This window comes from Acanthopleuribacter pedis, assembly GCF_017377855.1.
Classification (GTDB): domain Bacteria; phylum Acidobacteriota; class Holophagae; order Acanthopleuribacterales; family Acanthopleuribacteraceae; genus Acanthopleuribacter; species Acanthopleuribacter pedis.
The window spans coordinates 48,410-74,393 of sequence record NZ_JAFREP010000019.1 but is presented as its reverse complement, the minus strand read 5'-3'; the positions used below and the strand labels follow the sequence as shown (position 1 = coordinate 74,393).

The window sequence follows — 25,984 nt, the reverse complement described above, 5'->3', positions numbered from 1 at the left end:
AGGGAAGCAGCAACTGAACGGCCTAATCTAATTGAGGGTGTGATCTCTAGACACAAACCAAAACGCGCGCCACGCTGCTGTTTTCTCGGTGGCGCCGATCACACTGAGACCCAAGCGGCGCTGAAGCGAGGGATTTTGGTAAAAAAATCACCGTGACTTATCGCGCTGCTTAGGTTCTATCGAAACGGGCCTATTATAACCGAGCCTTGACAAAGCCCAAGCGCGTTGTTCGGGAAAGTTGGTCGATTCTTACGAGGCAACGCGTGGTGCATAAGCGGGTGCCGCAACTCGGGCGAGGCCGCATTGGGTCTCGCCGCCGGTGAAGCTTCGATGGGTTGCTAAGGGGGATCGTTCCGTCCCAACCAGGTGTCGTGACCCTTAAATGAGTCGGGATTGGCACTAGCCTGCTTCGAGGGCGTACCGCACCATGCGGGACCCATCTTTCTTACGTACCACAATTTCGCGTACACCCTTAGGAACGCCGCTCATATGGGTTATACCTGTTAATTCCATCAGTTCGTCTTGGCTAAGCGGGCGCTGCTCGCGACGCAAGGTATCGCGAATCAGGACGTGGTTCTGCGATTCCTGTTTGTTGCGGTCGTCGCCGCCCCGTTTGAGTTTGGGGTCGGGTGGTAGAACGGTGACCGCGCCTTGTTTCACGGCGGCCTGTTTGGGGCGGGCCGTGTTGTTGGTGGTTAGGAAATCCATCCAGCCACGTTCCGGTTCGCTCGTTGTGGCGGGTTCGTTGTTGGCGGGCGCCGGTTCCTGCATGCCGGAAAGCGCGGCATAGTCTTCATCCATATCGAGCGGCGGCTGATTCGTCTGGGGTTCTGATGTGGTTTCATCTGCGGTTTCGGAGGGTGCTTCGCCTGGCTGAAGGAACTCAAGGGAAATAGCGCTTTTGGCACGGTTGATACGGGTTTTTAATGACATAGAAAAAGTCGACGCGGTAACTTTTTTTAATAATTCACTGATGAAGCGGGGGTCTTCCCAACTGTCATAATCATAAAAAATCTTGTGATCTTCGAGGTTATCTAGACATTCCGCGATGATTTTTTCAGCCCAGGCCTCGTCGGCAGCAGAGTATTTGGGTTCGATTCTCAATTTTCCTCGCACGGTACCTCCGTTACTATGGACCGAACGTTCCGCGAACGGTTGCCTGACGACCTAGGGGGAACGGTGCCGGCATGCTTGTTTCTTTCGGAATGTGGTTTCGGTCACTGAAAAAGACAAAAAGAATTGTGCCCGCGGGGGCGAAGCGGCAGGGAATGGTTCTACTAGAGAAACGCAAACCCGTTTGATACAAAGGCGTTTCTTAAACGTAAATGACGCGGTAGATGAATAGAAAGTGGCCCTGTGGGCGAGATCGTTCAAGAAGGGAACAGATCGGATACCCGGTTGGTGCGCGGCGTGATCATTCAAAGAACAGTCCCCCGGGATCGGAGGGGAAGCTTCCAATAGCTCATCTGTCATGAAAACCCATCGGTTCTGTCGTGATGGTATTTAAGTTTTTTTGGTTTCAGCACCAAAAAAAGCCATAAATCCAGATACGATTGGTTTTATGAGACATATTGCACAGAGCCGGTGTGGAAGAATCGGAACGGCATTGTCAATGCACATCTACGAGGCCCATTGCCATAAGGTTTACCGGATCGCTTGTCCGCGGCTGTTTCTTATGGAAGCATTTTTCGGGCCAATCAAAGGTTCACCTATTTTGTGTTGCATGAATCATGATCGCTGATGAATCTCAAGTGAACGACCTTTAACCATACAGAAGGGGATCCTGAAAGACAATCGCAAGTTTTCAAAATGGGTAAAGAATCGGAAAAATTTTACATGACAAAAGGGTTATCTCGCTTAGCCTCCTGATATATCGATGGTCTTGAACGCGGGGATCACGATGGATCAATTCTTTCTCGGTTCAGGGGCTCCCCTGACTGTGCGGTATCTCTATTTCGGTGATGCCCGGGCCTGACGTACCATCCTTTATTCCGCTACAATAACCCATGATGTTTCATACCTGTCAGGGTTTGTCCGTAAGGTTTTGTAGGCTCGGCCTTTCCCGGCTGGATGGCTTCCTCCGTGCCGACTTCAGGGTTTTGCTGAAATCGCCGCCATTTATCGGGCTTCTTAGGTTTAAGGATGTGTGCATGCGCCACTTTTTTTGTGCGATTCTTCCGTTTGTGTTGGTTCTGTCGCTTTCGGCACAAGAATCGCCGGAAGTCGTTTGGTCCGCGCGTGTTTTTTGGGCCGATCAAGCTGAATTACAAGCGCTTGCCGCCATGGTAGAGCCGGTAGACGTCCGCCGCGAGGAAGGTACCGCGACCGTTATCGTTGATCGGCGCCAAATCAACCGTTTACGCCGGGCGGGGTTCCGGCTTTCCCTGGAGCGCGTGGTGAACCCAGTCATTCAACCGCATCAAAAAGGGGAGGGCGGCATTGTCGGGTTTCCCTGCTACCCCACCGTTGACGAAACCTATGCGCTGCTCGATCAATGGGCGGCCGCTTATCCCGATCTGGTCCAAGTTATTGATATAGGGGACAGTTGGGAAAAACAGTTTGAGGGGGGCGGCGACGACTTACGCGTCCTCAAAATCACAGGCCGCAACGGTGTTGAAAACAAAGCGCCTTGGTTTGCCATGGGTGCCTTACACGCCCGGGAATACACCACCGCCGCCCTGCTTACCCGTTTCGCGGAAGAACTTTTGACGGGTTACGGCGAGGATCCCAACATCACCTGGCAGCTCGACCACGGCGTTTTTCACTTTCTGCTGATTGCCAACCCCGATGGCCGGCGGCGCGCCGAACAAGCCCTGTTTTGGCGCAAAAACGCCGACAATGATTACTGTACCGGCTCCAACTTTCGCGGCATTGACCTCAACCGCAACTTCACTTTCCAGTGGGGCTGTTGTTTTGGTTCGAGTGGGGTTCCTTGTGACGAAACCTTCCGCGGTCCCGAGGCCGGTTCCGAGCCCGAGATTCAAGCGTTGACCGATTATGTTCGCATGCACTTTCCCGACAACCGCGGCCCTGATATTGGTGACGGAGTTGCCCCCGACGCCGCCGGCGTGTTTCTCGACATTCACAGCTACGGCCGTTTTGTACTGTGGCCCTTCGGTTATTCGCAGGTCGACAGTGCCGACAACGCCGTGTTGCAACGGCTCGGCCGCAAGTTCGCCTTTTTTAATGGATACAGCCCGGAAAAAGCCTCTGCCTCCTTTGTAACCGACGGCACCAGCGATGACTGGGCTTACGGTGAATTGGGTTTGGCGGCCTTCACCTTTGAGCTTGGTACCAGCTTCTTCCAGCCCTGCGAGGACTTTGAAAACACGATCCTACCGGACAACCTGGCGGCGCTGCGCTACAGCGCCCGCGTCGCCCGCGCCCCTTTTTCGATGCCGGGCGGACCGGATGTGATCGCGCTAAATCTGGCGCGGACTGTCGTTCTTCCGGGTGACACGATCCTGATCACGGCCACCGCCGACGACACCCGCTTCAGCACGCGCAACGGCGCGGAACCCAGCGCCGTGGTGACGTCGGTACGGCTCACGGTCGACACCCCGCCCTGGCTCACCGACGGCGACACGCCGACCTTCGACGCCGCCGACGGCACCTTTGACAGCGCCGTTGAATCCGTGGTCCTGTCATGGTCCCCGCCGCCCTTAACGCCGGGACGCCACACGGTGTTCGTGCAGGCCCGCGACGCCGACGGCGACTGGGGTCCGGTTTCCGCGGCCTTTATCAGCTACCGCGCGGTCGCCGCCGACCAACTCACGGCCTGGCCGGAGCAGGTCAAGGTGACCGATATGGTGGCCGCGCTGAACGCTCTAGAGGAGTGATGGTTTTTTCCAAATGGGGGATCGGGCTCACGCCGTTGCGAGCCCGACCAACCAATGGATTCAGGTTTTCAGCTTATGGGGTTAAAACACAAAGATGTCGACTTTTCCTTTGGCGAAATCTAAGACCTTCTGGTCAACGACACTGCCGTGAACCCAGATCTGGGGCCGCTCGGCACCGGCCTGTTTGGCCAAACGGGGCCCCGTGTAATCCATCCAATGCTTGAGTTCCTTGGTGAGTTTCAGATTCTTGGCCGTGGTGAATTTTGCGTGGTCCGGCATGTTGTGCTGGGTTTTGTACGTGTTTTTCATTTCCTTGTAAAACTGTTTGTTTTTGGCGAGGGTTTGATTCTTTTTGTACCAGTCCATCGCGTCCATGGCGTTATCGCCTTTTCTTCCTTTGTAGGCCGTCCATTGGTTGTGAACCGTGTCATCCTGGAAAATTCGGTTCTGTCCCTGTTTACACAAGCCCAAGGGGTCGGTCCAGCGCATGGTATTGGGCGCGTATTCGTAAGCATTTAAACCGCCCGCGATGCCGATCGGGTCTTGGCTTAAAAAGCGGCCACTTTCGGGATCGTATTAGCGATTTAGGTTGTAGTGCAGGCCGGTTTCCGCATCGTGGTACTGGCCTGGAAAACGGAACGGGTTGTCGAAATGCCGGCTTTCCGGTACCACCGTTTTACCACGCGTATCATAATCAGCCGACCAAGCGACGCGGCCGCGCGCGTCGCTGACTTCCCAAGGGGTTCCCAAATGATCCACGTGGTAAAAGAAATCGGTGTCGTCCTCGTGCGCGGCCAGCGGCACAAAGGTGTCCGGTTCGTTAATGAACCATCGGCGACGGTCTTCCTGCTCTTCCATCATCAGGGTTATGCGGTCCCAATAATAAAGGGTTTCCTGTTCTCCGACCGTTTTGGCGATTCGCCGCCCCAGAGCATCGTAGCGATAGGTGGTCTTTTGGCCCTGGTGTGCGACGGCGACCAATTGATCAAAGGCGTTATAGGTGAATTGGAACCCGGTCTTGGGGGCCGTGACCTCGGCCCGACCCACCACATTGCCGCGTGCATCGTAATCGTAAAGCGTATTGCCCAGGCGGCGCAGGCGGTTGCCCGCGGCGTCGCGGCCTGGATTGCCGGCTGCATCACGGGGGAAGGGCGTTCCGGCGCCGAGTTGCCGGGGTGTCCGCGCGCTGGTCAAGTAATCGCGGGGGTCGTAACCGAAACGGCTGGTGCCGCGGCGACCGTCCTCACGGGCGATCAAATTACCCACGATGTCGTATTGGAAGGTGCGTTCGTTGACCAAGTCCCACTGGTGAACCTTGCCGTGAACCCATTGTTTGGCGATATTCCCGGATGGATCGAAGATGGTTCGGCCAACCAGGCCGTTGCCGAAACGACGGGTGTGTTCGCGGCCCAACAGATCGCGCTCTACCGCCGCGAGGCATTGATCGTCGCGGTAGAGCGCGGTCCAATCGCCTTCAGCATCACGCTCTATTCGAATCTGAATACCGTCCGGTAGTTCCTTGCCCGATAATTGACCGGCGGCGTCGTAATGGAACAAGGTCACCTCGTCGTCCTGCCACTCTTCTAATAAATTGCCCAGTTGATCGTAGCGGAAACACAAGCCGCGTTCCGCGTTGACCGCGGCGCTCAGGTTCCCGGCAGCATCGTAGGTGTACTGGTTGACCTGTTTCTGATCCGTGCGCTGGTCCTTGGCGATTTCGTAGGTCACCCGGTCCACGGGGTCATATTCGTAGGTAAGGGTCACTTGGCCGGGCTCCTCGCGCTGGGTGCAACGGTTGCCGGGGTCATACGCGAACAGGTGGCGACGGCCGTCAAAACCGATGCGTTCGATCATGTTTTCGGCCGCGTCCCAGGCGAAGGTCATGCGTTCGCCCGCTTCATTGACCAGCGCGGTTAGATTGCGATTGGCATCGTATTCATACTGAATGCGGGTGCCGTCCGGGTTGGTACAGGATTCGGGCTGACTCAAGCCGGCGTAATCAAAACGGGTTTCTCGGCCGGCGCCGTCGCGCATGAACCAAATATCGCCGTTGGCGGTCCAGCTCATGGTTTGGCGGCTGCCGTCGGGGGAGATCTGGCGGATCACGCGTCCCATGGCGTCTCGTTCGTAACGAACCATCCCACCGTCGGGGTGGATGACGGTCGTCAAGTTCCCTTCGAGATCGTATTCGCGGCGGGTGATCCCGCCGTTGGGGTGTTGCACGCGGATGCAATCGCCCGCGCGATTCCAGGTCAATTTAAGCGTTGAACCGTCGGGATAACGGTAGGTGACCGGGTTTCCATAGCGGTCATAATCGATCTCGGTTGCCGCGAGCAGTGGGTTCCAAACGGTGACGGCGTTGCCGCGGAAATCGTATTCGGTCAGCCAGGCAGCGCCGCCGCGTTCTTGCACGTAATCGGGTAACCCATTGCGGTGGTATGCAAAGGTGGTGGTGCCGCCGTCGGCTTCAACCAACTGGGTCAGACGGCCGAAGGCGTCGTAGCGGTACTCTTTTTTTCGGTCCAGCGCGTCAAAAACCATGGTGAGGTTGCCCCAGTCGTCGTATTGGTAGACGGTGGTGTTGCCGTTGCCGTCGCGGTGTCGGGTGAGGTTGCCTGCTTCGTTCCAACCATAGTGTTCGACGTGGCCCAGGGCGTTTACGACCTGGGAGCTTCGGTTTTCCAAGTCCCAGGAGAACCGAAAATGGTAGGTGTCCTTATCGCCCCAAGTGGCGCTGCAGCGTGCGTGGATGTCGTAACGATCCCATTCAAAATAAAACGAGAAGCCGGACTTAAGCGTGCGGCGCACGAGCACGTGATTTCGGTATTCGTAGCGTTCACAGGCGTTGACGCGGTCAAAGGCGGCGGTCAAGTTGTATTCCGCATCGTATTGGAAGTGCACGAGTGGCGGCCTCGGTTGGGTCGGCCGCGCTGGATCGGCCTCGTTGTTGTACCAGGTTCCCGCGGGCGTCATGGTCTCAATCATGCCTTCTTCGTTCCAGTGGACCTGGAAACCGCGACCATGGTCGCCGTGACATCCCATCCAGCGGCCGTCCAGGTCGCGCTCGAAGATGTAACTGTTGTCGGTGCGGTCGATGTAGGCCGTTACCAGCCAACAGGAGGGGAATGCCTCGAGGATCCAAATGTCCCCGTCGATTTCCAGGCGCATTAAGCCGGGTTCCACGTACCTGAGCATGGCTTTCTCGCGACTGTTAAAAGAGGCTTCGCCTGTATCGATTGGGGTAAAGATGATTTCGCGGCCGTCGTCGTGGTGGAGTGTCCACCAGTGATCGCCTTGTTCCAGCCATTGGCAACCGCTATAGGTCCAACCCACGCCCAACCCTTGGTTACGGTTGTGGCCGCTGCGGTAGGTACGCGTGAACGAAAAAGAAAGCGAACCGCGAATTTCAAAATCCTGCAGTTGCAACAGTTCCTCGCCGGTGATCATGCTGATCGGGCAGCCTTGGGTAGGATGGTTGCCGGGTGCCGGGTTGTTGTTGCCGTTTTGGGTTCTTGAAAATCGGTTGTTGATGCGGGTTTTGATTTTTTGGCTTTGGGTTTTGGCCCAAGTTTGGGTCCTTTTAAGTTGATCTTTGGCTTTCTTCGCCATATTTTTACGCGCTTCTTTGCTTTTCGCGGCCACCTTGCGTCGGGCTGCGCCGACCTTCTGTTTGCCTGACTTGTAGCCGTCCGCGATCTTTTGACCGATCTTTTTGCTTGTTTCGGCCGCCTTTTGCCCGCCCTTTTTCAGGGAGGTGCCCACCTTGTTGGTGATTCGTTTCCCTGATTGCCACGCCTTGCCCGCCAGGTTTTTTACCTTGCCGCCAAATGCGATAGAAACGCGTTTGACCCGTACATGCAGCATCGGACGAGGGGTGGGCAGAGGTGTTGGGGCCGCTGTCTGGTTGTTGCCGCGTGGGCGTGTGCCGCTGTTGGTCCCTTGGTTGGATCCGTTGTTTCCGCTGTTATTTGTACGGTTGTTATTCGTGGTCCGGTTTCCGCGCGCGTTGGTTGCGCCGTCTTGCATTGCGCGGCGACCTTGGTTTCCGGGACCGTTCGAATTACTCGTGCGTCGCCGGGCAGGAGAGAACTTTTGAACCGAACGGCCGGCCAAATCGCGGAAATGGTGGCGGTAAGGGCCGATGCGTTTGAGGAAGAAGCCGAAAATGGCTTCCCAGGGAGGCATAGGGATCCCACCAATTTTTACCAAATTGCCGGGACCAACCAGCAAGCCCTTTGGCATGATGGGTAGGGCTGGGTCTTTTCCCATGGTTGAAGCCAAAGCGTTGGCGGCCAGATCCGCGGCAACCTGCTGCGCGGCGGCGGAAGCGCTTATGGCAAGCGCGCCCGACATGGCTTGAGCGACCGCCGTTTTTTTCTTGGCCTCTTGGGCGGCAAGTTTGGAATCCACCACCGCGCCGACAATCGCGGTACCCGTGGCCGTTGCCCAGAGGATCCGCATGCCCCAATCCCACCAAGCCCGAGCGCGTAGGATTGCATTCTGAATCTTCGAGTTGGGACCAAGGGGATTGGGCGCATGGCAGTGGGTTACGATGTCGCACATACGCGCCGCGCGGCTCCCGCCGATAAGCACGTTGGAGGAACCGGTAAAAACGGCCATGGCCGGCGGCCATCCGAAACAGGAAGTAAAGCCGAGATCCCCGGCGCGCATCGCGGGTCGGTTGTGAATTAAAACTTGGTAGGAACCGCCGATGACCAGTGTTCCGATTGAAGGCAAGGTCACCGGGGCCCCTGGGAGCGACGGGGGGTGCACGGGATGCGCGTGGGGAAAGCCAATCGAGATGGTTCCGAGCGCGGCGGCGTCTAAGGAACCAACCGCAATGGGGCAGGTGATGCCCAGGGAAGGCCATAGGTTGTCGACCCCGAATTTTTTGGCAACCATCATCCAGACGTCGCCAACGCCGCCCGCCACGCTATTGAAGCCTCCCTCGGCGCCTATTGCTGCCAAGCCGCGGGCAGCCCCTTCGTTAACGAAATTCAACCCTTGCGTCAGAAGGGTTGCGACGTTCGCGACCTCACCCGCTGCATCGGCGAGGGCCGTGGATGGTTTAAAACCTGGACCCGGCGGCGGTACGCCCGGGGTGGCCGCGCTAGTACCGTTTTTGATGATGTTGATTCCGGTTCCCACGGCGCGTGAAGTGGTACCAAAATAGCGACCGCGGGTGCTGCCGGTGGTTGGCGTGTAAAACCGGTTGGCGCCGCGTTGTCTTTGTCCGGGACGATTGTAACGTGACATGGCTTAAGCTCCTTTCGAAAGGCCGGCGATGTGGTCCCGAAAGGACGGCCAATCCGGTTTGCGGTTTAATTTGACATACACTTTTTTCAAGGCGCGCATGACCTTTTCCAGGATATGGGTTTCCTCTTTTTCCTGAGCAATCGTTGCGGCGCGTTCGTAGGCTTCCCGTGCTTCCGCCCAACGTTCGAGTTTGACGCATACCGCGCCGTGTCGTTCCAGCGTCCTTAAATGTGGATGGGGTTGCTTCAGGGTTTCACAAGCCTGTGAGGCCAGAGCGTAAGCGCGTTCTGACTCCTCGTAGCGGCGCATGCGGAAACATGCCTCGCCTAAATTCTGGGAAAGGTTGTAAATCACAATGGGATTGTTGGAGGCCAGAGCCGGTTCTAGACCAACCAAGTAACCGGCGCGGGCGGCTTCCCATTGATTGTTGCGAAGATAGATGTCCCCGTAACCGATGGTTGCCATTGCCTCGAGCGCGTGCTCCTCTTGTTGGTGAAAGTATTGGTATGCCTTATCGAAACGTTCCAAGGCCAGGTCTTGCCGGTTTTCGACCCCGTCGCGAATCGCCAACATGAGCAAGGTGCTGTGTCGCTCGTAGGGGTCCGTGTTGGGATCCGCGATCAAGTCTTCCTCTGCCTGGCGACGACGCGCCTCGCTCAAATCCAGTTCTTGGACTTGGCTGTAGGGCAACGCACTCAGAAGCGGTTGAACCGTGCGGTTTTGTTCAGCCTCTTCCCGACGACGTTGCTGGTCTTCCCTCACGTCGTATGCAGCGATCAGGCGCACCGAGCCGGGTGCATGGATGGTGGAGAGCTTGGCCGCGTCTTCCAAAAAGATGTGCCACTTTTTGGGTTGGTCAATGCGAAAGGGGAGCAGGACCGGCACGAAACAATGATCTTGCTGGTTGGGAAGGCAGCTTTGGCCGTATTCAATGAAGGCGGCAAGGCGTTCCGCCGCGGGGACCGAACGGTCCGCCAGGATGGCTGGCGGCGGCGCCTTCTCCGGGTTGAGTCTTGCCACCAAGGCGTCGACGGGTTCAGGTTGCATGTCGGGGTCCGGCATTTCGGGAAAGTGGCGGGCAAGTAAGGCTTCGATTTGTCGGTCAAGCGCGGCTTCGTCCACCGCAATCGGGGGGGTGGCTTTGGTGATGGGTTGCGGGGCCCCGACCAAAGGCGGAGGCTGGGTGCGATCTTGCCGCGGCCGCACGGGTGGTGCCTCGGGTTTCGGAATATCGGCGCCGGCGCGGCGTGATTTAGGACCTGGGCCAAGTTTGGCCGGGTCCATAACCCTTTTGGCCACAACCTCGTTATTCAGCGCTTTCTTTTGGGCAAAAGGGTTGCGTCGTGGTGGCCGGCGTTTGGTCGGGGCCGTCGGTGTGATGGAGCCCGTTCGTTTTGTGCTTGGTCCAGTCGGCGCTTTCGCGGGACGTACGGGGCGGGGGCCGGCGGGCTGTTGGAACGCTTTTGCGGCTTCGGTCATTTCCCGTTCGAGATCGGTCATTAACAGGTACTCGAGGTACTCGTCGTTCAGACGTTTGGCGAGATCGTCCAAGTAACTGTCGGCGTCGGTAAAAGGCGCCTCCGTGATCAGGTATAAATCGCACTGGTTGCCGCGATCCATGTCCTTAACTAGTTTCAGCAAACAGGTGCGCTCAAAATCGGTACCGGTAACCAAGTGAAGGGTTTTTTCGTTTTGTTCCACCAAGTCAAGGACTGGTTCGCGCATAGCTTGAATAAGTGATTGCAACAGGTACCTCCTTGTTTAATTGATCATGACCAAACCGCCGGCAACAATGTTGCGGCCGACACTGGTGGACAAAACTTTAATTCCCTCGATTTTGATTTCTTCCGGGGTGAGTGTGATTTGGTTAGAGCCCGAACTAAGTTTGAGTTCCTCTATGCCGCAAATATGAATCTTGGGCGCCTCAAGACGAATTTCTTTGTCGGCAATTACCTGGAAAAGGGATGAGTTAATCATGTAATCACCCATAATATCAGTATAGTTTGCGCCGTCTACCTTGAGATAGGTATCCTTACCTACCCATTTAATGTCATCTTTATACACATCAAGGAATCGATCACTGCCAGATACGGATGCCTCCCAGCCGTTCTTAAAGGTGTCAATCGATGTGCCTCCCACCGTGGTGATCTTGTCGCCGCATTCCACCTCGGTATAATCATCGCCCGCCTTTACCGTGGCACAGCGATCTCCTTTTTCTACTTCAATATTGTAGTCATCGTTAATCCAAAGAGAACCGTTCCCGTGAACGCGGATACGCTGATCTTTTTGAACGACCACGGTGCGATCACCACCAATGGATTCGGTGGCATCGGCGCCGACCGTCAACGTGTAGTTATTTAAGACCAAGGCATTCATGTCTTTTTGGGCGCGTAGGTTGAGCAATTCAGCGCCGTCTTTGTCATCAAACAAAATGTGGTTGTCTTTGATGGTTTTGATAATGTTCTGGGTTTTGCGCGCGGCCGGAATCGGAGGCGTGTTGGTTTGGTTGTAGACGCGGCCGTTGATGACCGGGTGCGACGGGTTGCCGTCGATAAAACTCACCAAGACCTCGTGGCCGACCCGTGGAATCCATTGAATCCCGTAATCTTTGCCCGCGTAGCCGTTGGCCACGCGTACCCACATCGAGGCTTTGTCGTCCTTTTTGTTGTCCAGATCCCAGTGGAAATGAATTTTGCAGCGGCCTAAATCGTCCGTGTAAATGTCACTGCCGGCCGGACCGGTGACCGTCGCCGTTTGCTGGCCGTGAATCGCCGCCGCCGGCGTTTTGCGCGCGGGCCGGAATTTTTCCGACATGGGGAGCGCTTTAACCGTGACCGTGTAGTCCCGTTGATGCACGCTCATCACCAACGAGGTAACCACCCAGCCGCCGTTAAAACGTTTGATCCAGTGATCTTGGAGGGTGAACTTGTGTCCAGCTTGCAAAGAACGCGAAGTGGAAACCGCGCGGCCCATGTGGCTCGCCGCCATTGCTTCCTGCATCATGGTCTCACACAGCATGGTGCCGGTTGCGTCCATCGCTTTTTGCCCGCCTTTCGGTTTGTTGGCGTAGGCGCGCGTGTGTTCGTAATGGGTGAGTTCCGGCGTGTGTTTGCTGCAGTTGCCGTACGCGTGGCGTTGCCAATCGGTATCGGCGGTTTCGTAGTTGTAATCATTGATAATAAAACGGTTGGGACCGACAGCACGCGTGTAATGAAAGTCGAACAAGGTTTCTTCAAAACCTTCCTTGTGATAGGCCGACTTGTCCTCGCAATAACTGAGCGTGCGGTGCGGCCCCATCCAGGGAATGTCGCCCATGTCGTCGCAAAAAACCAGGGTGTCGTCCTCGTGATCGAAATAAAACCAAACGCCCTCTTGCTCAAGGAGCCGCGAGATAAACGCGTAATCGGTTTCACGATACTGAACCACATAGCGGGTTTCGTGGTAAGCACGAACTTTTTTTCCTGAATTACCGGCTTTCGGGTCGTTTTCTCTGTTTTGACCCTCGGGTTCTTTCTTTTTGCCTTTCTCAGGCGACTTTTCTTCTTTTTTATCAATACGCTTGCGACTGAATTTCACATCGTGCTCTTTAAGCACGGTTTCAATGACCTTGAATAAATCCTCTTCGTTGGTATAGCTGAACACACGAGAGTTAAACCGTTGCGTTAAAAACCACAGTTTGGGTTGGATGGTTAGATGGTAGTTATAATGGCAGTCAACCCCTTCTTTACAGGTTGTGTTACCGAAGCAGGTATCGCTTTTGGTGAAGTCGGTGATGACCCCGGAAAAGGTTTTTTTTAGTTTGAGTTCATCGCCCACCAACAACTCGAAAGAGGCGACCTTGCCCAAAAAGTCATCGCTGATGAGGTCTTCTTGTTTGGCGGTCACGCGAAGTTCGTATTTTGCAAGGTGCGATATGTGCTGTTCTCCGGTCATGCCGTGAATTTGAAAGGTTTTTCCGTCAGCGTATTGCTGTTCTTGAGGACCTTGGTTGGGTAAATGCCACAATAAATCATGTTTCCCAGACATAGAAACTCCTTGAGGAGGATCAAACGACGGGGAGAGGTCGTTTGATCGAAGCAATGTTTCATAGTGATAGCCCGGTGAGGCAATGGTTTGGGTGTGGTAAAGACGGGACGATGTGTGACGAAAAGACGCCCATTCGTGAGGCTGAAACCTGTGATGGAAAAAAGCATCGACCACATTCGGTTCGGTATTGTTTTCCAGTCGGGTTTGCCTGCACCGGCTGAGCGATGAAGTCCGTCCCAATCGTTCTCCGCGTCAATGTGCCCACGACCGTGGGTGTTGAACCTCAAGCACGCGTATGCGGCTCAATGGAATGGGGGAGGGGTTACGAACACCCCCTGTTTTTAAGCAACAGGGTTTACGGTGTGTCACGGAGCCAAGCATTCCTGAATATAGGGGCTTGGTTGGTTCGAAGGCGGCGGGTGTCGGATGCAAAAGCGTTATGCCTTAGGCTGCGACGACCCCGTTCGTGAACGTGACGGATGACTTAAGTGCAAAGGTGATACCAAGACGTCAAAAAGTTGAAACAATTTGTAAGATAGTTTTTTTGAACAGGTTAGATCCTGGTTATCCAAGAAAGAAGCGAATAGACCTGTCGCTATTTGGGCACTGTCGAAATGTTGACAGGGGTGTCCGTCCATATGTTGACAGGTTGCCCTCGGTTTTGTCTAAACCCGTTTCCCTATTTGCGCCCGCGTCTATTTGAGCATGGCCTTCTTGGGTTGGAACCTGCTGTAAAAAAGAGAGATGGATGGTGATGGATGCTGTGCCTTGTTGCTCACGCCAAAAGAAGAGTGGGTTTTTTAGTGCATAACCTATGCCGATTTGAATACGAAAAGCCGTGTTTGAATACGAAAAGCCGTGACGGAGATGACGCCGTCACGGCTTCTTATGGGGTAAACCCGGCTCAACCTTGTTCTTGTTCTCACCGCGGCGTAACATAGAGACATGAACAAAAGACCGCCCCATCAAGAGCCGCCGCCCGGTCGTTTTGCCGAAAGTTATCGGTTTGGTTTGTGTTTCGGTTTGGCCTTTAACATGACGCCGTTTTTGATTTTGCGCATGTGGCCCAAGGCTTGGATCGTCTTGCAGCTTACCGTATTGGTAAGCGGCGGATTATTTTGTGTGATTATGAAACTCAGCGAGGCGCATCGCGTGGCCGCCGGTGGGATCACCGCGTTTCTGCTGAGTCTCACCCTGTATGTTTTCACCATGGCCTACCTGTTCCTGTGAAAAAATGCGCCCGGCCCGTGGGCCGAACCGAGCGCGAAGGAGCGGGTGGTGCGGTTAAGCGGCGCGGTCAACGTCTTTAAGGAATTGTTCGGTGCGTGCCTCGTTCAGGCGATTCACCAACTTGCGCGCCTCGAATTCGTCGCGCATGGTTTTCGACAACATAATCGAGGTGGTGACCACCATCAGCGAACCCATGGCCAGGTAGCCTTTGATCCAGACCGTGGTGGGTAAGAAAAGGATCGCCGTGCTCATGGCAACCAGTGACAGGAAAAACGCCGCCTTGACGAAAAATACCCAGCCCTGTGAGTTCTGATTGTAAATTGAGGGGTCTTGTCCGTTCATGATCTCGCTCCTTATCATTCTAAGGGTGGTCCCCATCAGGGATCCTATTTGGTTTTCTTGTTCTTTTTTTAGAGGCCGCGTCTATGCGGCGCGGTCAACGTCTTTGAGGAATTGTTCGGTACGCGCTTCATTTATGCGGTTCAATAATTTCTTGGCTTCGAATTCGTCGCGCATGGTTTTGGATAACATAATCGAGGTGGTCACCATCATCAGCGAGCCCATGGCCAAATAACCTTTAATCCAAACCGTAACCGGCAAGAACACCGTGGCCACGCCCATGGCGACCAGAGATAAAACAAATGCTGCTTTGACGAAAAATACCCAGCCTTGAGAGTTCTGGTTGTAAATTGAGGGGTCTTGTCCGTTCATCATGTCTTCGCTCCTAAAAAAATCGTACGCGCCCTGTTTCTTTACCAAGTCGGCGCCTCATGTGGGCGATGTAAATACCTTGGTTGGGGGCGGTTTTATTGGGTTATCGTTGGGACGGCGCCGCAAATCGCCGTCCGTGTGGTTTGGGTTCGTTCTGCTTAGTGTTCGATTTGGATGCTTTCTAAGCGCAACAGTTCCGCTTCAACCTTTTGGTCTTTGACGAAATTGTCGAGCATCCGTGTGTCGTCGCCGCCCATGTCGCAGGGTTCATCGCCGACCATGGCCTCGGCCATGCCGATGCGTTCTTCCATGCGTTCGAATATTGCCTCGGCCGATTCATCGACGGTCCATTCGCTGCTGTTGCAGGCTCGGGCACTTTGAACGAACATCGCCCGTTGGCGCAGCAACATGCGGCGTTCCCGCAGTTGCACCAGGTGTTGTTCCATTTGGTTGCATTGTTGTTGTTGGCGCTCCAGCGTTTTTTGGGCGCGCTCCTGTTGACCGTTCAGATCGCTCAGGCGTTGTTCGGCTTCTTGTTTGCGGATCACCGCCTGACGGGCGGCGTCTTTTTGATTTTGCTTGAGCGCCGCGACCGCCACCTGTTCCATGTCGGCGATGGTTTTTTGTTCCTTGTCCACTTGTTCGTTAATCCGTCTTACCCAGAAACTCGCTTGCTTTAGCCCAACCCGTGCTTGGTTCAATGCTTGGCCTTTTTCTCGAACCACTTGATCCAACATGTGAATGGGGTCTTCCATGCGGTCTACCGCCGCGTGGGCTTTTGCTGTCGTTGCGCGTTGCATCCGTTGCCATAAAAGTTTCAAGGTGTACCTCCCGTTCGCTTGATGTCTGCAAGATACGCCCGTGCTGCCCTACTGTCATTTGAATGGGTCAAAGTATCAAAATGTTGTACCATTGGCCTTGTCTCGATACACAAACCGCCGTCCACGTGGGAGGACAACACTGTTCCAGCCGTGGAAAGCTTTCATGACCCAGTCAAAAATCGTGAAAACCGGCCCATTTATATAAGGAGAGGGGAGATGTCTGAAACCGCCGCTTTGGTTGATGCTTTGAAACGGGTCTTGCGTTCCCAAAAAATTACCTACGCCGATTTGGCGCGTCAGTTGGATTTAAGTGAGTCCAGTATGAAACGCTGCTTTGCCCAGCACCAATTCACCTTGGATCGTTTTGAACAGATTTGCCAAATCGCCGGGGTGCAAATGGCCGAATTGGCCGCGCTGGCCGCGGGGCATCGCGATGCGGTTACCCAGCTTACCGAGGAGCAGGAAGAAGAATTGGTTCGCGATGAAAAGTTGTTATTGGTGACCATGCTTGTGCTCAACCATTGGAGCAGCGCCGAAATCATGGAGTACTACGCGGTTACCGAGCAGGAACTGTTGCGGCGACTGCTGAAGTTGGACCAGCTCAAGATGATCGAACTTCTTCCCGGCGACCGGATTCGGCCCAAGGTATCCCGTCACTTCGCCTGGCGACCGGACGGGCCGGTTCAGGCTTACTACGCGCAATTCATGCGTGATGACTTTATGCGTAGTGATTTCAGTGAGGCTCATTGTCACAAACGGTTCCTCGGCGCCCTCATCTCGCCGCAAAGCATGGCGTTAATGCATCGCGCCATCGACCAACTCGCGGTGAAACTGGACGAATTGATTCAGGCCGACACCAGCCTGCCCCTGGAAGAAAAGCTCGGTGTTGCGGCGGTGTTTGCCATTCGCCCTTGGGAAGTACCTTCGTTTCGGGCGATGCGTCGTTTCCCGGAACGGCATTCGTGTTAACGACCAGAACCCGGTGACTGGCCGGGCTCCTCAGGACAATGCGGTGAAAAACAAAAGCGTCTCCATGATTGGGAGGGGACGCTTTTTTCTATATGAACCATGATCGCCGCACACGGATGAGCCTCCCGTGGTAGTAGCTTCGATGATTGGCCCGGTCGTGCACGTTCTTGGCTGCACCCTCGCTTTCACGGCCGACCTTTTCAAAAAGGAAGGCCAAACACCGGCGAGAGGTGCGCTTGGTAAGGTATGAGCGTTCGCTTGGGAGGGACCCGTGGGGCCGCGGCGATGGGGCGTTTTAGTTGCCCCGATGGATGTCGATGACGATGTCCACATCCCCGTCGCTGTCGCGGTCGTGGCGGGTGGGGCGTTCCGGCATGGTAATGACCGGAACCTGCAAAACACGGCGGGTGACGCTGTTGCCGTCGACCACAACGGAGCCGTGTACAAATAAGGGATCGCGACTGACCATCACTGAGCCCTGCTCGATGCGCAGATTATTCACACGCACCCGTGCGCTGATCACGGTGCCGACCGGAATCACTGGTAAATTGCCGTCGACTTGGATTTGGTTGTATTGGCTGTCGACAATAGGGTATTCCAGGGTGCGCGACGGTGTTTCGATTAGCAGATAAAGACCTGCTAAGCCGGGGGGTAAGGCGTGACCGACGGTGAGTGTGTTGTCCTCATTGGTATCGGCCGTAATTAACCGAAGCTGACCGAGTGAAACAAGCGGCGTGACCGCGTTTTGTTCCAGGGTTTCACTTTCGCCGATGGTCAAATCCCCGAAACGTTGACTCGCGCTTTTGGTGTAGATCGTGCCGCCGCTGGAAAACCGTTCGATGACATTTTTGTCGTTATCCTCGGCATCCTCGGTCACACCTAGGACATCGTTCATGCCGGCGCCCTTTGCGTGCATGGTACCGGACCAGTTGTCGGCGGAATGGAAATAGACGGCAATGCGTCCGCCACCTTGGCCTTGTTCCGCGGCAATGCCACGCGCCGAGGCGTCAATGCGCCCGTTGCCGGCCAAAATTTCGGTGGTGATCCAGACGGCGCCGTTGCTTGGGACCTGATCCGCGTTAATCGCCGAGAGGATTTTGCCGTTGACCACCAGCTCGCGGCAATCAATGCGGACTGATTTTCGTTCGCCGCCGGCGGCGAAGGGTTCGGCGAAGCTGCCGTGGGTGGGGTTGGCAAAAACAATTTGGTCGCGGTCAACCAGGGCGCCCTGACCACCGTAACTTCCCGGAATCGAAGGATCCTCGTAAAGTAAATCGCCCCACATCAGGGGGAGCTGTTGGCGGCCACCTTCCACCACCGCGTTTTCGCCGATGATGAGTCGATCCGCTCGAATGTAATCCGCGGAGAGGATGCTTTCTCCATTTAATTCAATGGTGCCGCATTGGAGGACGGGATGGTCGGGGAGCGCGGCCGGTCGCATGGGTTCGACCGAACCTTGACCCAACACTTTTAAACGCGCGTTGTTGAGTGACACATATTCAAGCTGTGCATCGCCGCGAATGGTAAGCCCGCGATTCTCCAGAATCAACGTGTTTGATGCGATCGAATGAACCACCGTATCGCCACCGCCGATCATTTTAAGGCCGTCGGGCAAAGGCACCTCAATCGGGTGGGGGATGGTTTGGGCCGCGGCGGAGAAAGCCCATAGACAGGCGGCCGACACCATTAACCCAAAACGGGTTAAAGCGCGCCGTGAAAGCAAGCGAGACGACAGGTCGGCACGAAAAGCAGGCAGCGAGGTCAAGGTCTTCTCCTGAGCAAAAAGGGCCTCATCGATTCATGCATGTATTGAAAAGTATCCCATTATTAGGGGTTTGTGATGAAAAGTGCAAGAATTGGATGCAAAAAAAGCGGGGGGACACCCCGCTTCCTGTTTGGTCTTACGTGTTGTTTGTGAAAAAGTTACGACATTCTTACCAAAGCGCCGTAGCCGGCGCGAACGCCGATGCCGGTGCCACCCGCGGGATTGATCTCATCGCCTTTCTCAAAAATGGCGGAGGCGATGTCGCAGTGGGCCCATTGGAAATCACCCGCGAAACGTTCCAAGAACAAACCCGCGGTGATGGTGCCGCCCCAGCGAACGCTGCTGATGTTTGAAATATCGGCAACTTTGCTTTTTAGCAATTCTTTGTACTCTTCCACGAGGGGCAGTTCCCAGAAGGGCTCGCCGTACGCTTTGCCGCCTTCCAGAATGGCTTCTACCAAAGGTTCGTGGTTGCCCATGACCGCGCAAACCTTGGGGCCGAGGGCCACCAAGCAGGCGCCTGTCAGAGTTGCAAAGTCAATCACGTAGTCGGGGTTGAACTTTTTGGCGTAAGTGAGGGTGTCGGCCATGATCAAACGACCCTCGGCGTCGGTGTTGTTAATTTCTATGGTGACCCCGGAAAGCGAGGTGACCACGTCGCTGGGACGGGTGGCTTTGCCGCTCGGCATGTTCTCGACCGAGGGCACCAGACCGACGACGCGGTGGGGGAAATTGAGGTCGCGCAAAACGGACATAATGCCGAAGACGGTGGCGCCGCCGCCCATGTCGCCTTTCATTTCGGCCATGGCATTGCTGGGTTTCAGCGAGAGACCGCCGCTGTCGAAGGTAACCGCTTTGCCTACCAGCGCGAATGTTTTCTCAGATTCGCCCGCGGGATTGTATTCCATGATGATCAGCTTGCCCGGCTCGTCGCTGCCCTGGGAAACGGATAACAAGCTGCCCATGCCCATTTCGCGCATTTCGTCTTCTTCTAAAATGCTCAGGGTGAAACCACGATCCTCGGCCCAGGCTTTGGCGGTGTCCGCCAGCTTGGTGGGGTTGAGCAGGTTGGCGGGCATTTGGTACAGGTCGCGGGCGCGGTTGGTGCCGTCGCACAATGCTTTGGTTTGTCTCACCAATTCCGTCAGATTCTCGGCCGCGTGAACTTTGACGTGGTTCAGCGATTTGGGCAATTTATCCTTGTCCGATTTTAACTCGGTATACTGGTAGCTGCCCAGGAACAGACCGTCCAATACGGCTTTGGCTGCACCCTGATCGAGACCGTCCAGGCTGACAACGACTTCTTCCAAGCCTTTACCGCGCAGGAGCTTCCAAGCCGAGGCACCCGCACGGCGCAAGAGCTGGTCTTTTTCTACTTTTTCGCCCACGTTGAAAAACAACACGCGTTGTACGGCGAAACCGGCCGGATTGATATGGTAATAATGCCCACCGAGACTTTTGCCAAATTCTTCCGTTTCGACCAGCGGGGCCAGGAATTCGGCCAATGGGGCCGGGCCGTTTAACAGGGTGCCGTCGTTGGTGGCAAGCACCAGTAAGCAACGTCCTTCTACGGCGGCTAGATCACCTTGTACTACATCAACTTTCATTGCAGCTCCTTAGATTTATCAAAACGCCGGGTTGGAGAACGCCCGCGGCGATTTATTTTGGATCTTCATCGAGTAGGCCCATCATAGCCCAAGCCTCTCCCGGCGACAATGGTCTGAAGGAATGGACGCCGAACGCTTGCGTGTTGTTTTATATGTCTAGATTTAAATATCTTATGGTTAGTCTTGGTCGTGTCCTAAATCGCCGTCATCCAAGACAGGGCCCGCTTTGGCGAAATATCCCTTAACCCCGTCGTTCTCTTATCGATAGAATACCCACACGAAGTGAACATCCCCTGCAGCAATGCGCCCCGTTTGAAGCCGTTTCGGTTGCCCGGGGTTTGGGTCTTTATCGGTAACCCACCGGAGGAGCGCGGTTTGAAACGAATGACGGCAATGGTTGGTATGGTGGTTTTGTGTATGGCGGGGATGGCCCAGGAGCCACCCGACTTGAACCCGCTCGGCACGGATCCGCTTGTGGATTACAACGATCTTTTTCAACGCACCGAGGCGCTCGGTATACCTTGGGACGACCGCAACCTGGGACTTAGTCAGGAGGATTTGGCGGTGCTCCCTGAGCGGGATTTTGAGGATATTCAGCAGGTACCCGTGTTTTACCGCGTCCTCCTGCGACAGCGCTTTCCCCATTTGCAGCGTTCGGGAAGGGCCCAATACCCGCGCTCCGCACCTGAGCAGTTCCGTCTTGAATTTGGTGCACTCCGGCGTGCATGGGACAAAACGAAACCCGCCGCCAAAAAAGGTGATACCGCTATCGAACTTGAGGCCAATAATAATGTATCGGGCGAACGCTACGGTGCCGAATCCGCGATCGCGGTTCACCCTACCAATCCCGACCTGGTCATCGTGGGTACCAACGGGGTCGATGCCAATGGCGTGACCAGCAGACAGCGCCATTATTACTCCACCGACGGGGGCCGGACCTGGCAGCCGGCGGCCGGTGCCGCGCCACTTCCCAATTCCTGCTGTGATCCCACCATGGATTGGTCGCCTGACGGGCAATATGCTTACGCGGCGGCGCTCGCTGAATTGAGCGGCGGCGGCGGGGTTTGGTTTTACCGCAGTGACGATGCAGGTGCTTCCTGGAACCGTACCGCGATTATTTCCTCGGGGAACTTTGAAGACAAAGAGTACATGCATGTTGATAAGTTCAACTGCGGTGTAAACCCCCATTGCGGAAATATTTACGTTACCTGGCATGTCGGCAACAGCATGCGGCTCTCGCGTTCCGACGACAACGGCGCAAGTTTTACCACCTTCGTGCATCAAGACAGCCAAAGCGGGATCGGTAGCGATGTCACCAGCGATGAAAACGGGGTGGTCTACCACTTTTGGCCGGAAACCCAAGCCCGCCTGCTCACCTTCGCCGTATCCACCGACGGCGGTCTCAATTTCGGCCCCCGGCAAACCGTAACCGAAACCAATGCTTCTTTTATCTACAACATTCCTTCGTTTGACCGGCGCCTCGCCTTTGTCCATGTCTCGGCGGCGACGGATCTCTCCGGCGGTGCCTATCACAACCGGATGTACCTGTGCTGGAATGACCATTCCGTGGTTGGTAACGTCGGCGGCACCAGCTTGGTGCGCGTGGCCTATAGTGACGACGGCGGTCAGAGCTGGCAAATCACCCAACCCCACCGCGACAAAGATCCTTTCGCTACCGACCGCTTTAATCCTTGGATGGAGATTGACCGCAACGGCTGGGTTCATGTGGTTTATTACGACACGCGCAACGACCCGGCTCGTTTGAGAACCGACATGTACCACACTTATTCCAGGGACGGCGGGGCCACCTGGGCGCCGGAAACGCGGCTTACCGAGAGCAGTTCCCAACGCATGGACGACGGATTCCAGTGGGGCGACTACAATGGTTTGGCCATCGTCGGCGACGAAATTCGTCCCGTTTGGACGGATAACAGATTTAATAGTGGTGGGCGTGGTTACACCGTGGTCGGCCGAATTGCCGGCGGCATCGTCCCCGAGTTTACCCCGGCCTTTACCGCGCCGTTGCAGGATCCGCAATGTCCAGGCAGCACGGCTCCGTCCGTGACCGTGACCTCCCAGATCACCGGTGGTTTTTCCCAGGAGATCACCTACGCGTTCGACCCGCCTTTACCCGAAGGCTTCGAGGCCGTTTTTAGCGAGAACCCCGTCCAGCCCGACGGATCGACCGCGGTAACCCTGAGCTTGGATCCCTTTGTCATGCCGGGCGATTATGCGTTTCGTTTGGTGGGACGCGGTGCCGGCAAAAGCCGTGACTTGACTTACAACCTCAGTGTTTCCATAGGGCCGGGTCCGATTCGGCCGATTTGGGGCCGGCCCGAATTATTCAATGAGACCTATGATTTGGACCAAAACCGTGTGATCAACGTACTAGATCTGGTCGCTTCGCTGAATTGCCAAACACCGCTGTAGCTTGGGCCCCGACCTGATCAAAAAACGCCCGAATGCGTGCGTTTTGGCGAAGGTCTTGGTGGGTCAGGATCCATAGGTCGCAGCTTGCCTTGGGTACCGCGCACAGCTGAACCAGGTTGCTTTGGGTATTTCGCCAAAAATCGGGGACCAAACCTGCCGCGGTTCCTTGTGAGACCGCGCCCAGATGCAGGAAGGGATCGTTGAAACGTTGGCTGACCCTGACCTTGCCGACAGTGTCGGGTAGCCAAGTCGGGCGAACGCGTTCGTCGTCGTCGCCAAGGATGGGTTTGATATTCGCCGCCTTCCAGAATTCGGCCTCATCCGCGCGGATGGCAAGGGACCAGGTGATCTGCGCCAACTTGCGTCCGTGCAAGGTTTCCGGTGGTTGGTTGGTCAGGCGCAGCGCGAGATCAGCCTCGCGTTTGTGGAGGTTGAAGCGGCTGAACGCCGCCACCAACTCCAACTCAATGTCGGGATAATCGCGCTGAAAGGCGGCAATCCATTCGGGCAAGAGGGTGTGGCAAAGCAAATAAGGCGCGGTGACGCGCAGGCTCCCGGCCGGGACCGTATCCAATCCCGCGATTTGGCGTTCCACCGCGACGAGGTGTTGTTGGGCCTGTTCCGCTTGCAAACGCAGGTGTTCGCCGGCCTCGGTGATGCGCACCTTGTTGCCGTAGCGTTCGACCAGCTTCACCTGAAGCTGTTGCTCCAATACTTGGACGCGACGGGCCACGGTGGTATGGCTGACTTTTAAAAGGGTAGCGGCGGCGCTGTAAGAGCCCTGCTGGGCCGTGGCCAAAAAGAAACGAACATCTTCCCAATTCATGTTGTTCATTTTTGCACAGAATATGTCGACTTTTGGTTATTTTCTGTGTGTTTTTATTGGGTTTTAATGGGGACATCGACGGCGAGGGTGATCACCCCGCTTCTAAAACTTGCTCAAGGAGTTCCCCATGACTACGACCATTCCAACCTCTACCCAAGCTTCTCATCTGGTTCTGGCCGAGGTGGCCACCGCCTCCCGCAATTGGATTGCCGCCTTTAACCGCGGCGACGTGGACACCTGCGTCGCCACCTATTTGCCCAATGCCGAAATGGTCGCCGCGCCGATGGGCACCTACATCGGCCACCAACAAATCGATGACTTTTGGCGTCCCTTTGTGGCGCAAGGGGCGGGCGAATTGGTTTACAGTCAGGTGAAACTGAGCGAAGAAAGCGACGGCAGCGTGTTGTTGGCAGCCACTTGGTCAATGAACGTGGCCGCCGGCGAAATCCACAAAGAACGCTGGATTAAAGATGACCAAGGCGCCTGGCGATTGGCCTTTGACCACTTTGAAGTGTTGGAACAGAAAAAAGCCTAACCCTTCGTCTGCAAAAAATTATAACCCCCGGGACACGGCGATTTCGACCGGAGCCGGGGGTTTTTGATGTTGCGATACCAAAGGCTACAAGGTTGCCTGGGTATCGCGGGTGTTGATGTAAAGCATGTCGAGAACATCGAGCCGACCGTCGCCGTTGGCGTCATTGGTCGCCGCGTCGGTACGCCGGCCGCCGCAACGAGAGGGTGACAGGCAGGTAAAAGAACGAGAGCGAGAGGGTGACAGGCAGGTAAAAGAACGAGAGGGTGACAGGCAGGTGAAAAAGGTTGATTTTAATGGAGATGGGGGTTAGCTCTGCTCATTAGGTTCACCGGGAGGGAGTGGTGGGGTGGTTATTTGTGGGTGGGCTCTGTTGTTTTCGATGGAAACGAGAGGGTGACAGGCAGGTGAAAAAGGTTGATTTTAATAAACGAGAGGGTGACAGGCAGGTGAAAAAGGTTGATTTTAATGGAGATGGGGGTTAGCTCTGCTCATTAGGTTCACCGGGAGGGAGGGGTGGGGTGGTTATTTGTGGGTGGGCTCTGTTGTTTTCGATGGAAACGTGGGTATTTTGGTCCTGATTCTTAATTCTACAAGAATAAGAATCCATAGGCAGACACACCTATGGCGTAAAAACAAACATGGCTTGTTTTTAAATAGCTTGGTTTAATATAGTTGTGCTTGATCTGGAATGTTTAGCCGGGATGTTCGCTTGGATCGATACGCCTTCGTTTAACCGCCTCTTTCCGGACCTTGGTGATTTTTTGCTTCTTGGCCTGTTCCTTCCGCGCGATCTCTATCTGAAATGCCCCTGAACCAAACGCCTGGTTTGACCAATCCTCAGGCGCCTTCGATGCGAACTCTTCGCGCCACGCTTCAAGCTCGGCATCGGTTATCGGCAATTCGTAGGATGCAACGCCCGGCTCAGGACTTGCGGGATCACCGTGAAGTTTCGTCGCTAGTTCGTCCACTAGCTGGATGTACCTTTGTGTGCGACGTTTGCGGGGCAGGTTCTTGAGAAAGTTGATAGCAGGGAAATCAATGGTTTTTCCCGCGGCAAGCCGGCGCTTAAGGTCACCGGCAGAACACCAGGGGTATAACGACGACGTCTTGCATAGACCTGCTTTCACGGGATTGTGCTCGATGTAGCACATGACTTTCAACAGGCCGTGCTCATCCTCAACGACTTTGCTGTTGTATCTGGCGCCCCACAGATGACCCTTTGTGTCTCGCGCGCGGTTGAACGCGATGGCTGTCCGATAATTGATGGATTTCATAAATTCGGATAAATCGGTAAAGCGCTTGTAGCAGGCATGGGCAAGCTCAGGCTGCCACCGCCTTTTACCGACGTTGATCTCCTGGAGGCGCTCAAAACGAATTCTGAGGTCCTCGGGATCCATCGGCGGTTTTTCCACCTCAAGACACAAATGGTAATGGTTATCCATGATCACCCAAGCGAGAATGTTCACGTAAAAAACCGAGGCCGCTTTTTGGAAGATGTCCAGCATAACATGCTTAAAACCTGGAACATAAGAATCATCCAGGTAAAACTCCTGCTGCGCGGTTCGGGTCATCACATGGTAATACGCAATGGGTTTATCGAGTTTGATTCGGGGGCGTCGACTCATGTCGAACCTCCGCCGATCAAACCAATAACCGAATGATTGCTGGAATCACCGAACACGAAGGCGTAGCCTGTTTTTTTGCTGAACTCCACCCCGCCGACGATTAATACCTTCTCAAACCGACAGGTGGGGACTGTCACATCAAAGGTTCGTAAGATGGAGGTTCCAAAAAACCGGTTGCCGGGTTCTTGGCTGAACTTGGGTCGGGTTGCCTGGACAAATCCCTTTATCGAATTTTCCCAGGTGAGCCCGTGTCTTGGGTGCGTATTTTTTGTTCGCACGAAGTTGTTTAACATTTCTCTCCATGCGAGGTTTGGCGAGGGTAATTCTAGCAGGGAGAGAAGTGT

General features: G+C 55.2%; 16 protein-coding genes and 1 pseudogene. 5 read left to right on the top strand and 12 right to left on the bottom strand.

The window, feature by feature from the left end; all coding sequences use genetic code 11:
• Positions 1-399: 399 nt before the first annotated feature.
• Positions 400-1,104 (bottom strand): hypothetical protein, encoded by a 705-nt coding sequence (locus J3U88_RS19825; protein WP_207860688.1) that lies wholly within the window; start codon positions 1,102-1,104, stop codon positions 400-402.
• 1,046 nt (positions 1,105-2,150) lie between these two features.
• Here J3U88_RS19825 and J3U88_RS19820 point away from each other — a divergent pair.
• Positions 2,151-3,839 carry a M14 family zinc carboxypeptidase gene (locus tag J3U88_RS19820; RefSeq protein ID WP_207860687.1) on the top strand — a complete coding sequence of 563 codons (1,689 nt, stop codon included), beginning with the start codon at positions 2,151-2,153 and terminating at the stop codon, positions 3,837-3,839.
• An 81-nt stretch (positions 3,840-3,920) separates the two neighbouring features.
• Here J3U88_RS19820 and J3U88_RS19815 read toward each other — a convergent pair.
• The 4 genes and pseudogenes from J3U88_RS19815 to J3U88_RS19800 form a co-directional block, all read right to left on the bottom strand.
• A pseudogene (locus J3U88_RS19815) lies at positions 3,921-4,403 on the bottom strand (RHS repeat-associated core domain-containing protein); the annotation flags it as partial.
• Positions 4,404-4,415: 12 nt separating this feature from the next.
• Complete coding sequence (locus J3U88_RS19810) at positions 4,416-9,095, bottom strand: DUF6531 domain-containing protein (RefSeq protein ID WP_207860686.1); 4,680 nt, start codon at positions 9,093-9,095, stop codon at positions 4,416-4,418.
• A 3-nt stretch (positions 9,096-9,098) separates the two neighbouring features.
• Positions 9,099-10,841, bottom strand: coding sequence for a tetratricopeptide repeat protein (locus J3U88_RS19805; RefSeq protein WP_207860685.1), 1,743 nt, complete (start codon positions 10,839-10,841; stop codon positions 9,099-9,101).
• Positions 10,842-10,856: 15 nt separating this feature from the next.
• Positions 10,857-13,121, bottom strand: a complete 2,265-nt coding sequence (locus tag J3U88_RS19800; protein ID WP_207860684.1) for a type VI secretion system Vgr family protein — start codon at positions 13,119-13,121, stop codon at positions 10,857-10,859.
• A 945-nt stretch (positions 13,122-14,066) separates the two neighbouring features.
• On the opposite strand from J3U88_RS19800, the gene J3U88_RS19795 reads away from it, so the two are divergent.
• Positions 14,067-14,351 (top strand): hypothetical protein, encoded by a 285-nt coding sequence (locus J3U88_RS19795; RefSeq protein ID WP_207860683.1) that lies wholly within the window; start codon positions 14,067-14,069, stop codon positions 14,349-14,351.
• 54 nt (positions 14,352-14,405) lie between these two features.
• Here the strand turns inward: J3U88_RS19795 and J3U88_RS19790 are convergent, their stop codons facing one another.
• The 3 genes from J3U88_RS19790 to J3U88_RS19780 all read right to left on the bottom strand — a co-directional run bounded on the left by J3U88_RS19790 (position 14,406) and on the right by J3U88_RS19780 (position 15,883).
• Positions 14,406-14,693: a YiaA/YiaB family inner membrane protein gene (locus J3U88_RS19790; RefSeq protein WP_207860682.1), complete on the bottom strand. Its 288-nt coding sequence runs from the start codon at positions 14,691-14,693 to the stop codon at positions 14,406-14,408.
• 81 nt (positions 14,694-14,774) lie between these two features.
• Positions 14,775-15,065, bottom strand: coding sequence for a YiaA/YiaB family inner membrane protein (locus tag J3U88_RS19785; protein WP_207860681.1), 291 nt, complete (start codon positions 15,063-15,065; stop codon positions 14,775-14,777).
• 155 nt (positions 15,066-15,220) lie between these two features.
• The gene (locus J3U88_RS19780; protein WP_207860680.1) at positions 15,221-15,883 is read right to left on the bottom strand and encodes a PspA/IM30 family protein; all 663 of its coding nucleotides are present in this window, start codon (positions 15,881-15,883) and stop codon (positions 15,221-15,223) included.
• A 216-nt stretch (positions 15,884-16,099) separates the two neighbouring features.
• On the opposite strand from J3U88_RS19780, the gene J3U88_RS19775 reads away from it, so the two are divergent.
• Positions 16,100-16,852: a helix-turn-helix domain-containing protein gene (locus tag J3U88_RS19775; protein WP_207860679.1), complete on the top strand. Its 753-nt coding sequence runs from the start codon at positions 16,100-16,102 to the stop codon at positions 16,850-16,852.
• Between the two features lie 295 nt (positions 16,853-17,147).
• On the opposite strand, the gene J3U88_RS19770 is transcribed toward J3U88_RS19775, so the two are convergent.
• Positions 17,148-18,617 (bottom strand): hypothetical protein, encoded by a 1,470-nt coding sequence (locus J3U88_RS19770; RefSeq protein ID WP_207860678.1) that lies wholly within the window; start codon positions 18,615-18,617, stop codon positions 17,148-17,150.
• Between the two features lie 158 nt (positions 18,618-18,775).
• A complete protein-coding gene (locus tag J3U88_RS19765; protein ID WP_207860677.1) occupies positions 18,776-20,224 on the bottom strand; it encodes a leucyl aminopeptidase in 1,449 nt (482 codons plus the stop codon).
• A 384-nt stretch (positions 20,225-20,608) separates the two neighbouring features.
• On the opposite strand from J3U88_RS19765, the gene J3U88_RS19760 reads away from it, so the two are divergent.
• Positions 20,609-22,654 carry a hypothetical protein gene (locus tag J3U88_RS19760; protein ID WP_243436056.1) on the top strand — a complete coding sequence of 682 codons (2,046 nt, stop codon included), beginning with the start codon at positions 20,609-20,611 and terminating at the stop codon, positions 22,652-22,654.
• On the opposite strand, the gene J3U88_RS19755 is transcribed toward J3U88_RS19760, so the two are convergent.
• Entirely contained in the window at positions 22,605-23,480 is an 876-nt protein-coding gene (locus J3U88_RS19755) for a LysR family transcriptional regulator (protein ID WP_207860675.1), read from the bottom strand. The two genes, J3U88_RS19760 and J3U88_RS19755, sit on opposite strands and share 50 nt — an antisense overlap.
• Positions 23,481-23,607: 127 nt before the next feature.
• Here J3U88_RS19755 and J3U88_RS19750 point away from each other — a divergent pair, with 127 nt between their 5' ends.
• Positions 23,608-24,015 carry a YybH family protein gene (locus tag J3U88_RS19750; protein ID WP_207860674.1) on the top strand — a complete coding sequence of 136 codons (408 nt, stop codon included), beginning with the start codon at positions 23,608-23,610 and terminating at the stop codon, positions 24,013-24,015.
• Positions 24,016-24,707: 692 nt separating this feature from the next.
• On the opposite strand, the gene J3U88_RS19745 is transcribed toward J3U88_RS19750, so the two are convergent.
• Positions 24,708-25,640, bottom strand: coding sequence for a transposase (locus J3U88_RS19745; protein ID WP_207860673.1), 933 nt, complete (start codon positions 25,638-25,640; stop codon positions 24,708-24,710).
• Positions 25,641-25,984: the final 344 nt, after the last annotated feature.